This window comes from Nonomuraea ferruginea (genome assembly GCF_039540635.1).
In the GTDB taxonomy this organism is placed as follows: domain Bacteria; phylum Actinomycetota; class Actinomycetes; order Streptosporangiales; family Streptosporangiaceae; genus Nonomuraea; species Nonomuraea ferruginea.
Genome location: NZ_BAABFD010000021.1, coordinates 164,562 through 177,835, shown reverse-complemented (window position 1 = coordinate 177,835; position 13,274 = coordinate 164,562). Strand labels below are relative to the sequence as shown.

The 13,274-nt window shown below is 72.8% G+C and carries 12 protein-coding genes; 5 read left to right on the top strand and 7 right to left on the bottom strand.

The genetic code is table 11. The features are described from left to right. Window positions 1-30 precede the first annotated feature (30 nt). The 4 genes from ABD999_RS34415 to ABD999_RS34400 all read right to left on the bottom strand — a co-directional run bounded on the left by ABD999_RS34415 (window position 31) and on the right by ABD999_RS34400 (window position 5,715). Entirely contained in the window at window positions 31-3,246 is a 3,216-nt protein-coding gene (locus tag ABD999_RS34415; protein WP_271279693.1) for an HAD-IA family hydrolase, read from the bottom strand. A 101-nt stretch (window positions 3,247-3,347) separates the two neighbouring features. Next, the gene (locus ABD999_RS34410; RefSeq protein ID WP_148032555.1) at window positions 3,348-4,238 is read right to left on the bottom strand and encodes a siderophore-interacting protein; all 891 of its coding nucleotides are present in this window, start codon (window positions 4,236-4,238) and stop codon (window positions 3,348-3,350) included. 84 nt (window positions 4,239-4,322) lie between these two features. Beyond that, window positions 4,323-5,042, bottom strand: a complete 720-nt coding sequence (locus ABD999_RS34405; protein WP_271279692.1) for a DUF4142 domain-containing protein — start codon at window positions 5,040-5,042, stop codon at window positions 4,323-4,325. 67 nt (window positions 5,043-5,109) lie between these two features. Next, the gene (locus ABD999_RS34400; protein ID WP_271279691.1) at window positions 5,110-5,715 is read right to left on the bottom strand and encodes a helix-turn-helix domain-containing protein; all 606 of its coding nucleotides are present in this window, start codon (window positions 5,713-5,715) and stop codon (window positions 5,110-5,112) included. A 68-nt stretch (window positions 5,716-5,783) separates the two neighbouring features. Between ABD999_RS34400 and ABD999_RS34395 the strand changes: the two genes are divergently transcribed. Next, on the top strand, window positions 5,784-7,028 hold the full coding sequence (locus ABD999_RS34395; protein ID WP_271279690.1) for an MFS transporter: 1,245 nt from the start codon (window positions 5,784-5,786) through the stop codon (window positions 7,026-7,028). Window positions 7,029-7,084: 56 nt separating this feature from the next. Continuing rightward, window positions 7,085-7,894: a serine/threonine-protein kinase gene (locus tag ABD999_RS34390; RefSeq protein ID WP_148032559.1), complete on the top strand. Its 810-nt coding sequence runs from the start codon at window positions 7,085-7,087 to the stop codon at window positions 7,892-7,894. A gap of 6 nt (window positions 7,895-7,900) precedes the next feature. Here ABD999_RS34390 and ABD999_RS34385 read toward each other — a convergent pair whose 3' ends face one another. After that, window positions 7,901-8,686 (bottom strand): lysophospholipid acyltransferase family protein, encoded by a 786-nt coding sequence (locus ABD999_RS34385; protein ID WP_148032560.1) that lies wholly within the window; start codon window positions 8,684-8,686, stop codon window positions 7,901-7,903. 65 nt (window positions 8,687-8,751) lie between these two features. Here ABD999_RS34385 and dhaK point away from each other — a divergent pair, with 65 nt between their 5' ends. From dhaK to ABD999_RS34370, 3 genes are read left to right on the top strand one after another with little or no spacing between them, the layout of a single operon-like run. Then, window positions 8,752-9,732 (top strand): dihydroxyacetone kinase subunit DhaK, encoded by a 981-nt coding sequence (gene dhaK / locus ABD999_RS34380; protein ID WP_219544460.1) that lies wholly within the window; start codon window positions 8,752-8,754, stop codon window positions 9,730-9,732. Next, on the top strand, window positions 9,732-10,361 hold the full coding sequence (gene dhaL, locus ABD999_RS34375) for a dihydroxyacetone kinase subunit DhaL (protein ID WP_345483087.1): 630 nt from the start codon (window positions 9,732-9,734) through the stop codon (window positions 10,359-10,361). The genes dhaK and dhaL overlap by 1 nt, the downstream gene beginning before the upstream one ends. Continuing rightward, window positions 10,361-10,735 carry a PTS-dependent dihydroxyacetone kinase phosphotransferase subunit DhaM gene (locus ABD999_RS34370; protein ID WP_345483085.1) on the top strand — a complete coding sequence of 125 codons (375 nt, stop codon included), beginning with the start codon at window positions 10,361-10,363 and terminating at the stop codon, window positions 10,733-10,735. Before dhaL ends, ABD999_RS34370 begins: the two co-directional genes overlap by 1 nt. Here ABD999_RS34370 and ABD999_RS34365 read toward each other — a convergent pair. Both ABD999_RS34365 and ABD999_RS34360 read right to left on the bottom strand, forming a co-directional pair. Beyond that, a complete protein-coding gene (locus ABD999_RS34365; protein ID WP_271278151.1) occupies window positions 10,732-12,477 on the bottom strand; it encodes a thiamine pyrophosphate-binding protein in 1,746 nt (581 codons plus the stop codon). The two genes, ABD999_RS34370 and ABD999_RS34365, sit on opposite strands and share 4 nt — an antisense overlap. Beyond that, complete coding sequence (locus ABD999_RS34360; RefSeq protein ID WP_271278150.1) at window positions 12,474-13,256, bottom strand: cyclase family protein; 783 nt, start codon at window positions 13,254-13,256, stop codon at window positions 12,474-12,476. Before ABD999_RS34360 ends, ABD999_RS34365 begins: the two co-directional genes overlap by 4 nt. Window positions 13,257-13,274 lie beyond the last annotated feature (18 nt).

Here is a 13,274-nt window from a genome sequence, read left to right as displayed (position 1 = left end):
TTTCTCGGCCGGTGGTACGTGGTGATGTGTTCAGGCGGGCCTCCGGTCGAGCCGGTGCGCGGCCAGGGCGCCCAGGTCCACCTCGTCGAGGCTGGTGACGACGAGGTCGGCGTGCGCGCCGGCGAGTATCCGCGCGTCGTCCGCGCGGGCCACCCCGAGCCCCGCCATGCCGCCGGCCTTGGCGGCCTGGACGCCGCTGACGGCGTCCTCGACCACGAAGCAGTCCTCCGGAGGCACGTGCAGCTCGGCGGCCGCGGTGACGAAGATCTCCGGGTCGGGCTTGCCGTGCTCGAAGTCACGCCCCGACAGGTCGGCGTCGAAGAAGTCGGCGAGGGTCTGGCCCCGCCGGATGGAGTCGTAGGACAGTCCCTGCTCGGCCGCGAACGTGTCGAGCCGGATCCTCCGCAGGAACAGGTCGGCGTTCTTGGACGAGGACGCCACCGCCGACGGGATGCCGGCCGCGCGGACGGCCAGCGCGAAGCGGAGGGCGTCCGGATAGGCGGTGAACTCCCCCGCGTCGATGAGCCGTACCACGATCCGCTGCTTGTGCGCGGCGTACTGCTCGACCCGCCGCTCGGCGTCCGGGACCTCGAAGTACTGCAGGGCGGCCAGCGCGCCGCTCATCCGCGGCTTCCCGGAGATGACCCGCTGGTAGACCTCCGGCGTGAACCGGTCGTCCGACCAGGTGGTCCGGTCGCGGACGTCCGCCCACTCCCCCTCCATCAGCTCGCGCAGCGCGTCCTTCCACGCGCGCTGGTGCGGCGAGTCGACGAGCACGCCGTCGACGTCGAAGATCGCGCCCTGGAATCCGGCGGCGGGCATGGTGCGGCCCCTCTCTCGGGCGGATGGCCCTCCCGGGATGGTGAAGACGCAGGTCCCTCCGGGGACGAGCTCGCGGACGTCGTCGCCCACGCCCGCGTGCAGCGGGCCCCGGAACCCCTCCGCCTGGGTGAACAGGATGAGCTGTTCGCCCTCGATGGTCAGCTTGAGCGTGGTGCCGCGGAAGCGCATGGAGAACGAGACGCCGTCGAGCCGGTCGACCAGGCGGGGCGACAGCCTGAGCACGTCACCGGTGATGCTGGTGCCGACGTAGCAGCGCTGGAGCAGGTCGAGGGTCCCGGACATGACGCCCATGTGGATGCCCTCCTGGGTGGTGCCGCCCTGCACGTCGTTGACGTCGCTCTCCAGCGCCGCCAAGTAGCGTTCCCACGAGCTCTCCGGATCGATGGCGGCCAGCACTCCCGCGTAGGGGACGAAGCTGAGCGTCGAGCCGTGCGTGGTGCGCGCGTCGTAGTACTCGATCGTGCGCTTGACCAGGTCGGCGTCGTAGTCGTAGCCGAGCCGCCCGAACAGCTCGCGCTGCTCCTGCTCGTCGAAGAGGAAGAACAGCATGACCGTGTCGGCCTGCTTGGACAGCTTGTAGCGGTTGGGGTCCTTGCCCTCGGCCCTGAGGATCCGGTCCATGCGCTGGACGTTGTGGTAGCGGGCGCGGTAGTGGTCCCAGTCGAGCTCCTCCAGGTCGCCGTAGCCCTCGAACTGGCTGATGACGCCGTCGTGGAACGGGATGTACATGCGGCGGCTCATGTCCTCCCAGGTCGCCAGCTCCTCGTCGGTGACCTGAAGGCTGCGCCGGATGCTCGCCGCGCGGCTGCTGGGCAGCAGGTCGAGCACTTTGGGGGCGGTGGCGGCGATCCAGGCCGCCATGGCGTTGGTGTAGGCGTTGTCGCGCAGCCCCGGCTCCTCGGTGTCGGGGTAGCGTTCGTGGAACTCGTCGGGCCCCATCACGCCGTGGATCTCGTACCGCTGCCTGGCGGGGTCGAAGTGCGCGATCGACGCCCAGAAGCGGGCGATCTCCAGCATCAGCTCGGCCCCGTAGTCGCGCAGGAACTCCAGGTCGTCGGTGGCCTGGAAGTAGCGCCACACGTTGTAGAAGATCGCCGCGTTGACGTGCCGCTGGTGGTGGCTGAGGTCCGGGTCCCACTCGCCCGACATCGGGTTGAGGTGCAGCTGCTGGGTCTCCTCGGTGCCGTCGCTGCCGCTCTGCCAGGGGAACATGGCGCCCCGGTAACCGGCCTCGGCCGCGGCGGCGCGCGCCTCGGTCAGCCGCCGGTGCCGGTACAGCAGCAGGGCCCGGGTGATCTCGGGCAGGCGCAGGTTGAGGTACGGGTAGACGTACATCTCGTCCCAGTAGACGTGTCCCCGGTACGCCTCGCCGTTGAGGCCGCGGGCGGGCACTCCGGCGTCGTGCCGGGCGGTGTGCCGGGAGCAGACCTGCAGGACGTGCGCGATGTGCAGGCGCAGCAGCAGCTGGGCGCGCGGCTCGGCGGGCAGGCGCACGTCGCAGCTCTCCCACAGCTCGGTCCAGGCCGACTCGTGCTTGTTCAGCGCCCCGGCGAAGTCGGGGTAGCGCAGCACGTGCCGGCCGGCGGCGGCCAGCGGCTCGGTGATGGCGTTGTCGTGCGAGGTGAACATGGAGACGAGCTTCTCCACCCGGCTGGGCCGGCCTTCCTCGACGTCGAAGCTGAGCACCTGCTGGATGTAGTCGGCCATCTGGTGCAGCCGCCGCTCGGTCGCGGCGGGCCGGTCGCCGTGGAAGGCACGGGTGCGGGCGGCCTGGGCGATGTAGAGGTTGGACTGGCGGGTCTTCACCTCCAGCGCGATCACGTCGGGGCCGAACGTGCGCGGCGACACCGGATCCAGGTGGCGGCCCTCCAGGTCGCGGTAGCGGACCACGATGTGGTTGCTCATGCGGCCGTCCAGCGCGGAGACCACCTCGACCCGGCCCGACCAGTTCTCGGGCGTCAGCGTCCACTCGATCGCGGCCTGGTGGCTGTGCGCCATGCTGACGAACCGGCGGCTGCGCAGGCTCGTCACGCGGCCGGCGGCGTCGCGGAAGCGCAGGTCCCGCTGGACCAGGGCGAGCCGGATGTCGTAGGTGTGCCGGTAGCCGAGCACCTCCACGTCGCCGAACCGGACCGCCCCCTCGCCTTCGACGCGCAGCTTCAGCGGCAGCCAGTTCGGCAGGTTGACCAGGTCCTCGTTGAGCACCGGGTGACCGTCGAAGATCGAGGTCTCCCGGTTGTACCCGCCGTGGGTGTAGGTGCCCGGGTAGTGGAACTCGCCGATGTCCTCCCACTCGGCCGTGCCCCTGGTGCAGAAGTAGCCGTTCCCGGTCGAGGTGATCGCCTCGCGCAGCTTCTCCGCCTCGGGATCGTAGTGGTCGTAGGTGAGTACGAAGCCGTCCATGGTGCCCCCCGCGACAGCTGTCCCGGTCCGGCTACCCCGCCACCGGGCAGGAAACCCTCGTGGCGGCGGGATGACCAGGGGAGATCCGGCGCGGGCGGCGGTCAGGCCGCCCAGTCCTCCGAGCGGCCCAGCCGCCAGTAGCCCATGAAGGCCACCGCGCGGCGGTCCATGCCGCGTTCGGCGACCAGGTGCCGCCGCAGGGTCCTGATCATCGCGGCCTCGCCGGCCAGCCACGCGTACAGCGGGCCGGACGGCGCCTCGGGCACCTCCCAGAGCTCGCCCGCGTCGACGTCCACGTCCTGGAAGTCCTCGGACGCCGGCAGCGCGGGCAGCAGCCGGTGGGCCGCCTCGCGCACCGCCGGGACGAGGTGGGCGCCGTGCGGCGCGCCGTCCCTGGCCAGCCAGGTGACCTTGACCGCGCTGCCGGTCTCCACGGGCAGGAAGTCTCCCCGGGTGGCGACCTCCAGGAGGGCCTCGCCCTCGACGCCGGCGGGCAGGCGTTCCAGGATGGAGCAGATGGCGGGCGCGGCTGTCTCGTCACCGGCGATCAGCACCGCGCCGGTGCCCTCCGGCGGACGGAACTCCAGGCCGGAGGGCGGACCCTGGTAGCGGCCGTCAGGCCCGAGCACGACGAGCTCGTCCCCCACCTCGGCCGCCGTCGCCCAGCGGGACATCGGGCCGGTGTCGCCGTGCAGCACGATGTCCACGTCCAGCTCACAGGCCTCGGGGCGGGCCCGGCGGACGGTGTAGGTGCGCATCGGGTTGCGGTCCTCGTCGGGCATGGCGCGCCACTGCCCGTACCAGTCGGAGCCCCCGGGCAACCGGCTCAGTCCGTGGGAGGGCACCGGCAGGATGAGCTTGATCCGCTGGTCATAGCCGTTGTCGGCGAAATGCCGCAGGTCGTCGCCGGTGAACGTGACGCGCAGGAACGTCGGGCTCAGGCGGTCCAGCCTGCCGACGCGGACGCCGAACATGCGGAAGGGCTCGGTCATGGCGGGTCTCTCTCCTCAAAGTATGTCAGGTTAGGCAAACCTAATCTGACATATCCTGATTCGGAAACCCCGACCGTCGTCGGATCACACCTCCGGCGGATCCGGGAACGCCTCCGGCCCGGCCAGGCCGGTGCTCTCCAGCAGCCGCTGGTGGTTCAGCACGGCCTTGTTGCAGGACTCCGCGAACGTGCGCACCAGCGTGTTCTGGGTGCTGCCGCGCACCTGCCCGATGAAGGCGAAGATCTGCCCGTGCGCCAGCCGCAGCCACTTCACGTAGGTGACGTCGTAGTCGCGGCCCGACCTGCCGGAGATGTCGGCCATCCACTTCTGCTGGTCCTCGGTCGGCCGCACGGGCAACCGCACGTCCAGCTTCTGCGCCAGGTCGCGGGCCTCGTTGTCGAGGGCGTGGTGCTGTTCGGAGATCTCCCGGCTGATCTCCCGTACGCGTGAGCTGTTTCCCCGCTGTATCGCCTCCTGAGCGATCGTCATCTCCCACAGCGTGGCGAGACGAACCTTCTTGATCAGATCCCGGTCGGCCGCGGACAACGGCCCCCACTTCGTCGGCCGGGTCTCGCTGTCGTCGCCGCTCTCCGCCGCCTGCGCGGTGGGCTCGGCGTCCCCTTCCTGGGTCAGGCTCGTCGCGGGCGGCGCCATCAGCTCTTCCGGAATCTCCGTCGGCACCGCGTCGGCCACCTGCGCCGTGTCGGGCGCCTGCGGCACGGCCGGGGCCGTGCAGGCCGTGCCGGCGGCGACGAGGCAGGCCGCGGCGAGAGCGAGACGGCGGTGTCCCTGTCGAGATCGCACGTGCCGTCATCCCCTTCCGGATCCTCGGACTGGTCACCTTGAGGTACGCGGCGGACCCCGCAGGTGTTCACTCCCGCTCAGGATCCCGGCGCGCGCCCACCGGGAAGACGTCGAAGTGGACGACGACGCGGCCGAGCGCCGGGTCCTCCGCCGGATCCTGGAGGCGTGCGTCCGACAGGGCCCGGTAGCGCTCCAGCACCGCGAAGATCGCGTCTCGCATCGCGGTCGTCTCGCCGGGCGTCAGGCGCAGCGCGCGGCGGCCGAAGCCGCTGGCCTGGACCCACTCCTCCGGCGCGTCCCGCTCCTCCTCCCGCCAGCGGGCCAGCTCCGCGCCGCGCTGCCGGATCAGGTCGTCCATGAGGAACTCCAGCGCCTCGGCCGCCTCCGGCTCCGGCGGCGTCTCCCCGTAGGAGTAGCCGCCCGGCGTCACCCGCCAGTACTTCTCCTTGCCGCGCCCCATCCCCGGCACGATCTCGATCATCTGGTGCCTGGCCAGCTCGCGCAGATGGTAGCTGGTGGCGCCGGTGTTCTCCCCCACCTGGCCGGCGAGCTGGGTGGCGGTGGCGGGGCCGCGCTCCTCCAGCAACTCGTACAGGCGCAGGCGCAGGGGGTGGGCGAACGACTTGAGCGCGCCCGTGTCGAGGGTCCTGGCGGAATAGCTCTTGCGCTCCACAGTGTGCAAACCTATCTTTGCAAAGGAATCCATGCACAGTTCTCCTTACACACTAACGGAGCCCCGTCTTGACACGCCTCGGCCGATCCTTCGGCTTCCTGCTGTCGTCCACCGCGCTGTCCAACCTGGCCGACGGCGTGCTGAAGGTCGGCGCGCCGCTGATGGCGGTCTCGTTCACCCGCTCCCCCGCCCTGGTGGCGCTGGCGGGGGCGGCGGCGACGCTGCCGTGGCTGCTGCTCGCGCTGCCCGCGGGCGCGCTCGTCGACCGGCTGGACCGCCGGCGGATCATGGTGGCGGCGAACGCCGCCCGCGCCGCGGTGCTGGCCGTGGCGACGGCGCTGGCCGCGCTCGGGCTGATGAACCTGTGGGTGCTGCTGACCGCCGTGTTCCTCGCGTGCGTGTCGGAGGTGTTCGCCGACACCTCCGCCCAGGCGGCGCTGCCCATGGCCGTGCCGGAAACCGAGCTGACCCGGGCCAACGGGCGCGTCGTCGGCGTCCAGATCCTGGGCAACGACTTCGCCGGGGCGCCGCTGGCGGGCCTGCTCGTCACGGTCCTGCCCGCCGCCGTCCTGGGCGCGCCGGGACTCCTGTACGGGGTCGCGGGGCTGCTCCTGCTGGGCATGCGCGGCCGGTTCCTGGCCCCGCGCGAGGCGCCGCGGCCGGTCGCCGGGGAGATCGCCGAGTCGCTGCGCTACCTGTGGTCGCACCGGTTCCTGCGCACGCTGGCCCTGTCGGCCGGGCTGATCAACACGGCCGGCGCCGCGTACTTCGGCGTGCTCGTGCTCTGGGTGGTGGGCGACGGCTCGCCGATGGGTCTGGCGCCGAGCGGCTACGGCCTCATGCTCACCGTGTTCGCCGTCGGGGCCCTGGCCGGATCGCTGGTGGCCGGCCGGGCCGGTCGCCTGGCCGGGGACGCGCCCGCCTTCGTCATGCTCTGGGCGGTCTGCGCCCTGGCGCACCTGGTGCCGGTCCTGCTGCCGGTCCCCTGGCTGCTGTACGCGACGGCGGTCGTGTGGGGGGTGTCCGGGGCCGCGGCGAACGTGCTCGTGATCAGCACCCGGCAGCGGATCATCCCCGGCGAGCTGCTCGGCCGGGTGAACGCCGCCTACCGGCTGCTCGGGATGGGCGGCATGCCCCTCGGCGCGGCGCTGGGCGGGCTCGCGGGAGAGGTGGCCGGGCTGCCCGCGGTCTTCGTCGGGGCGACGGTGGTCCAGTTGCTCGCGGTCTGCTGGATCGGACGGGTGGTATTCTTTCCGACTTCCAAGCGGGTGACCAGCGGCGTTACCATTCCCGACATAACCGGATCACGTTAGGCACCCACAACAGTGCGCTGAGATGACATGATTACCCCTGTCAATGAGGGGATGGTATGCGGGAGATCGGCGGACGGTACCTCCTTAACGAGGAGGCCGGTCGTGGGGGCATGGGCGTCGTATGGCGCGCGTTCGATCGGCTTCTCCACCGGGAGGTGGCGCTCAAGGAGCTGACGCTCACCGGCGAGGCCGAGATGGTGCGTCGGCGCGTGCTGCGCGAGGCCCGGATGGCGGCCAGGCTGTCGCACCCGAACATCGTCACGGTCCACGACCTCATCGAAGAAGGCGGCAAGCTCTGGATCGTGATGGAGTATCTCGACGGGCTCTCCATGCACCAGTTGCTCTCCCAGGTGGGCACGCTGCCCGCCCAGTCGGTGGCGGCGATCGGCCGTCATCTGCTGGCCGCGCTGCGCACCGCCCACCAGGCAGGGGTGCTCCACCGTGACGTGAAGCCGGCCAACGTGATGCTGACCGGCGACCGGGTGGTGCTGACCGACTTCGGCATCGCCACCGCGGAGGGCGACATCCGCAAGACCACGACCTCCAGGCGGCTACGCGGCACGCCCGCGTTCATGGCCCCCGAGCGGCTCTACGGCGGCCCGGCCAGCAAGGAGGCCGACATGTGGTCGTTCGGCGCCACGCTCTACAGCGCCATCGAGGGCCAGCCGCCCTACCCGGGCCAGGACGCCGCGACCGTGCTCGGCATGGCGCGCAGCGGGCCGTTCCCGCCGCCGCGCCGGGCCGGGGTGATGCGCCCGCTCATCGAGGGGCTGCTCCACCACGACCCGCGCCACCGCTACTCGCTGTCGCAGACGGAGACCCTGCTGGCGGGCATGCGGGCGAGCGCCTACCAGACGGCCATCTAAGGCCGTCTAGGTTCCGGCCGGCTCCTCGTGGGCGCCGCCGCCCGCCGCCTTCTTCGCGGCGCGGGCCTCGGCCTCCGCGGCGTCCAGCGCCGCCGCCTCCTCGGGGGTGGGCGCGGTGCCGCCCAGGTGGGCCGGCTGCCACCACACGCCCTGCGGGATCTCCGGGTAGGTGCGCTGCGCCCGGTCGACCAGCTCCGAGAGCCGCGCGTGGAGGGCCGTGGTGTGCTCGGCGACGTCCTCGCCGCGCTTGGGGTGGATGGGCTCGCCCACCAGGATCGTGATCGGCACGTGGCGCTGGAAGATGCGCCGCTCCCTGCCCTTGGTCCACAGCCGCTGCGTGCCCCAGAGCGCCACCGGGATGACCGGCACCTTGGTGGCCTGCGCCATCCGGATCGCGCCGTTCTTGATCTCCTTGACGGTGAACGAACGGCTGATGGTGGCCTCGGCGAACACCCCGACCATCTCGCCCGCCTTCAGCATGCGCAGCGCGGTCGCGTACGAGCCGGCGCCCGCGCCGCGGTCGACCGGGATGTGCTTCATGCCGCGCATGAGCGGGCCGGAGATCTTGTGGTCGAACACGTCCTGCTTGGCCATGAACCGCACCAGCCGCCTGGCCGGCAGCGCGGCGTAGCCGGCGAAGATGAAGTCGAGGTAGCTGATGTGGTTGCTCACCAGGACGGCGCCGCCCGTCGACGGCACGTGCTCGGTGCCCTCCAGGTGGAAGCGGTAGTCAAGCACGCGAAACAAGGTCCGCGCGGCTGCGATCACCGGCGGGTACACGATCTCGGCCATGTGCAGACGGTAGCCTACTCCGCCCGGTGCTTGCCTCCAGCGGAAAACGGGCAGATGTTCTGACCATGAAGAAGCTCATCAACACGGCCGAATCCGTGGTCGAGGACGCCCTCAACGGCCTCGCCGCGGCGCACCCCTCGCTGCGGGTACGCGACCGGGTGGTCTACCGGGCGGAGGGTCCGCGCCCCGGCAAGGTGGGCCTGGTCTCCGGCGGCGGGTCGGGGCACGAGCCGCTGCACGCCGCCTTCGTGGGCCCCGGCATGCTCGACGCCGCCTGCCCTGGTGAGATCTTCACCTCCCCGGTGCCCGACCAGATCATCGACGCCACCAGGGCGGCCGACGGCGGCGCGGGCGTGCTCCACATCGTCAAGAACTACACGGGCGACGTGCTGAACTTCGAGATGGCCGCCGAGCTGTGCGACGACGTCCCGGTGGCGAGCGTGCTGGTCGACGACGACGTGGCCGTGCAGGACTCCCTCTACACGGCGGGCCGGCGCGGCACCGGCGCGACGCTGTTCGTGGAGAAGATCGCCGGGGCCCTGGCCGAGGAGGGCGCGCCGCTGGAGGAGGTGGCGCGGGTGGCCCGCGAGGTGGACGACCACAGCCGCTCGTTCGGCGTCGCGCTCACCTCGTGCGTGACGCCCGCGGCCGGCAAGCCCACCTTCGACCTGCCCGAGGACCAGGTGGAGCTGGGCATCGGCATCCACGGCGAGCCGGGCAGGTCGCGCGCGCCGATGGCCCCCGCCCGCGAGCTGGCCGCGCTCGCCATGGAGGCGATCCACGGCGACCTCCCGCTCCGCGACGACCTGCTCGTCATGGTCAACGGCATGGGCGGCACCCCCTTGATCGAGCTGTACGTGGTGTTCGCCGAGGTGGAGGCGTTCGTCCGGGGCAAGGGCGCGCGGGTGGTGCGCTCGCTGGTCGGCAACTACGTGACGAGCCTCGACATGCAGGGCTTCTCGATCACGGTCTGCCGCCTCAACGGCGAGCTGACCCGGCTGTGGGACGCCCCGGTCGAGACGCCCGGCCTGCGGTGGGGGCGCTGATGGCCGGGATGCTCGACACCGATCTCTTCCTCGCCTGGACCGAGGGCGCGGCCAGGGCGGTCAGGCTGCACCGCGACCGGCTCACCGGCCTGGACGCCGCGATCGGCGACGCCGACCACGGCACCAACCTCGACCGCGGCTTCACCGAGGTGGGCAAGGCGCTGACCGAGTGGCCGCCGACCTCCCCCGCGCAGGTGCTGGTGTCCGCGGGCACGACGCTGATCCGCCGGGTGGGCGGCGCGTCGGGCCCGCTGTACGGGTCGCTGTTCCGGCAACTGGGCAAGTCGCTGGACGCGCCGGTGACGCTCGCCGGGTTCGCGGCGGCGTTCGAGTCCGGTGTCCAGGCCGTCGAGCGCCTGGGCAAGGCCGCCCAGGGTGACAAGACCATGATCGACGCGCTCGCTCCGGCCGCCCGTGCCCTGACGCAGGCCGTACAGGAGGGCGCCGACGAGCACAAGGCGTTCGAGCGGGCGGCGCGCGCGGCCGAGGAGGGGGCGAAGGCGACGATCCCGCTGCGCGCCCGCAAGGGCCGCGCCAGCTACCTGGGCGAGCGCAGCATCGGCCACGAGGACCCGGGCGCGGCGTCGGCGGCGCTGATCATGGCGGCGCTGGCCGAGGCGGCGGCCTGATGGTGGGCGTGGTCCTCGTCGCCCACAGCGCCGGGCTGGCCGCGGAGACGGCGGAGCTGGCGCGCGGCATCGCGGGCCGGGAGGCGCCCGTGGCGGCGGCCGGCGGCACCGGCGACGGCGGGCTCGGGGTCAGCATCGACCGCATCGAGGCGGCGGTGCGCGAGGTCGACGGGGGCGACGGCGTGCTGCTCATCCCCGACCTGGGCAGCTCGGTGCTCACCGCCCGCCTGCTGGAGGAGCCCGGCCGGGTGGTGCTGGCGGACGTGCCGTTCGTGGAGGGCGCGATCGCCGCGGCGGTCGCGGCCGGCGGCGGGGCGGCGCTGGCGGGGGTGCTGGCCGCCGCCGAGGAGGCCCGCACCCACCGCAAGCTCTAGTGGCCCTTGAACGCCTCCTCCAGCCACCAGGAGGGGCGGTCGCCGGTGACCTTGGCGTGCACCAGCAGGGGCCGCTCGCGCGGGCCCTTGAGCCACTCGGCCACGCCCGCCAGGTCGGCCGGCCCGGTGACGGTCACGGCCGCGAACCCGTACCCGCGCGCGATCGCGGCCAGGTCGGCGGGCGGGAACCGGACGGTGCCGAGCGGGTGGCCGTGCGGGCCGAAGTGGTGCACCTCGGCGCCGTAGGCCTCGTCGTCGTAGACCACGACCACCATGGGCAGCCCGAGCCGGACGACGGTCTCCAGCTCGGCGATGCCCATGAACGCGCCGCCGTCGCCGAGCGCCGCCACCGGCAGCCGGTCGGGGCGGGCCACGGCGGCGCCGATGGCGGTGGCGAGCCCGAGCCCGACCGCCTGGAACGCCTGCGTGAAGCAGAACCCGCGCTCGTCGGGCACGTCCAGGAACATCGCCGGGTAGCCCATGAAGTTGCCCGAGTCGGTCGCCACGATCCGCTCGGCGGGCAGCAGGTCGTCCAGGCCGATGGTGAGAGTCCTCGGGTCGATGCGGCCGCCGCCGCTCTCGTCGTGGTACGGGACCGCGCGCCAGCGGCCCTCCTCCCGGATGCGGCGGGCCAGCTCGGGCGAGCGGTAGCCGGCCCGCTCGCCGCCGGCCGTGAGGGCGCGGGCGACCTCGGCCACGTCGCCCACCACGCCGTGGTCGGCGGGCACGTGCAGGCCGACGGCGGCCAGGTCGAGATCGACCTGCGCGACCTTGGCGCCGGGGCCGATCAGCGAGCCGTGGCGGGTGGTCCACATGTTGAGCGCGCACCCCCAGCCGACCACCAGGTCCGCGCCCCGGACCAGCTCGGCCGTGAGCGGCGTGGCGAACCCGCCGCTCACGTCGAGGTCCCACGGGCTGCCGCGGAACAGGCCCTTGGCCACGGCCGAGGTGGCCAGCAGGGCGCCGGTCCGCTCGGCCAGCTCCACCAGCTCGGCCCGCGCGTGCCGTGCTCCGCGCCCGGCGACGAACACCGGCCGTTCGGCCCCGTCGAGCAACCGGCGCAACCCGTCGAGCTGCTCGGCGGAGGCGGCGGGCGCGCCGGGACGGCTCTCACGAACAGCCGCCGCGGCCCGGTCCAGCTCGCTCGCGCCCGCGTAGTCCGGCCGCTCCCCGCCCGGACCCGTCCCCGCGGCCCGCTCCGGCCGCTCCCCACCGAGTTCCGTCCCCGCGGCCCGCTCCGGTCGCTCCCCGCCGAGTTCCGTCTCGGCGGCCTGCACGTCGAGGGGCAGGTTGAGTACGACCGTGCGGCGTTCGTCGCGGGCGACGCGGAACGCCTCCAAGGTGTGCCGGGCCGCCTCGGCGGGGCCGGTGACCCGCATCGGGACGGCGCCCACCGCGCGCACGGCGGCGTCCTGGTCGATGTGGAAGTTGGAGCGGGCGTCGGTGGCCTCGCCCGCCAGCACGACGAGCGGGGTGCGGCTCTTCGCGGCCTCGGCGAGGCCGGTGATCGCGTTGGTGAGGCCGGGCCCCTGGTGCACGGAGACGACCGCCACCTCGCCCGTCATCCGGGCGTAGGCGTCGGCCATGGTGGCCGCACCGCCCTCGTGACGGGCCGCGACGAAGCGCACGCCGTGGCTCACGAGGGCGTTGGTGAGGTGGAAGTTGCCGCTGCCGACGACCCCGAACGCGGCTCGTACGCCCGCCGCGGCGAGCAGCCCGCCGACGGCCTCGGCGACGATCACCCTTCGCCCCGCTCCACCAGCGCGAGCACCCGCACCGGGCTGCCCGAGCCGCCGAGGATGGGCAGCGGCGGCGCCACCACGACCGCGCCGGTGACCGGGAGCCGGTCGAGGTTGCGCAGCTGGGTGAGGCCGTACTTGCCGGCGCCGAGGAAGAAGGCGTGGCAGGGGAAGGCGGGGTCGAAGGAGTGGGCGGCGCCCGCGTCGGTGCCGACGGTCTCGACGCCCAGCCCGATGATCGGCGTCTGCTCGGCGAGCCACCTGGCGCATTCGGCGGAGACGCCGGGGGTGTGCGAGCCGGTCTCGTCGGCGTTGAGGAACGTGTCCTGGTCACCGGAGCGGGAGTCCCAGCCGGTGCGGTAGAGCAGCCAGCCGCCTTCGGGCAGCGGGCCGTTGGCGCGCTCCCACTCCTTGACGTGGTCGATCTGGAGGAGGAAGTCGGGGTCCTTGCCCGCCTCGGCGGTGAAGTCGAGCACCACGGCCGGCGCGATCAGGCTGGCCACCGGCACCTGGGAGACGTCCTGGCCGTCACGGCCGGTCGCCCAGTGGATGGGCGCGTCGAAGTGCGTGCCGGTGTGCTCGCCGGTGTGGATGTCGTTCCAGTACCACCCCGGGCCGCGGTCGTCGTAGCGGCTGATCTCCTCCAGCCGGAACCGGATGGTGTTGCCGAACGGCTCGGGCAACTGGAGGATCGGCGTCTCCTCCGACAGGGGCGCGGTGAGGTCGATGACCTCGATCGCGCCGTTGCGCACACTGTCTACGAAGCTCCGCAACACCGACATGGCTTCCTCCTCGCGTGG

Excerpts from the sequence above, each read along its gene's own strand:
- ABD999_RS34415 (WP_271279693.1), bottom strand. The coding sequence starts at position 3,246 with ATGGACGGCTTCGTACTCACCTACGACCACTACGATCCCGAGGCGGAG.
- ABD999_RS34410 (WP_148032555.1), bottom strand. The coding sequence starts at position 4,238 with ATGACCGAGCCCTTCCGCATGTTCGGCGTCCGCGTCGGCAGGCTGGAC.
- ABD999_RS34390 (WP_148032559.1), top strand. The coding sequence starts at position 7,085 with ATGCGGGAGATCGGCGGACGGTACCTCCTTAACGAGGAGGCCGGTCGT.
- ABD999_RS34385 (WP_148032560.1), bottom strand. The coding sequence starts at position 8,686 with ATGGCCGAGATCGTGTACCCGCCGGTGATCGCAGCCGCGCGGACCTTG.
- dhaK (WP_219544460.1), top strand. The coding sequence starts at position 8,752 with ATGAAGAAGCTCATCAACACGGCCGAATCCGTGGTCGAGGACGCCCTC.
- dhaL (WP_345483087.1), top strand. The coding sequence starts at position 9,732 with ATGGCCGGGATGCTCGACACCGATCTCTTCCTCGCCTGGACCGAGGGC.
- ABD999_RS34370 (WP_345483085.1), top strand. The coding sequence starts at position 10,361 with ATGGTGGGCGTGGTCCTCGTCGCCCACAGCGCCGGGCTGGCCGCGGAG.
- ABD999_RS34360 (WP_271278150.1), bottom strand. The coding sequence starts at position 13,256 with ATGTCGGTGTTGCGGAGCTTCGTAGACAGTGTGCGCAACGGCGCGATC.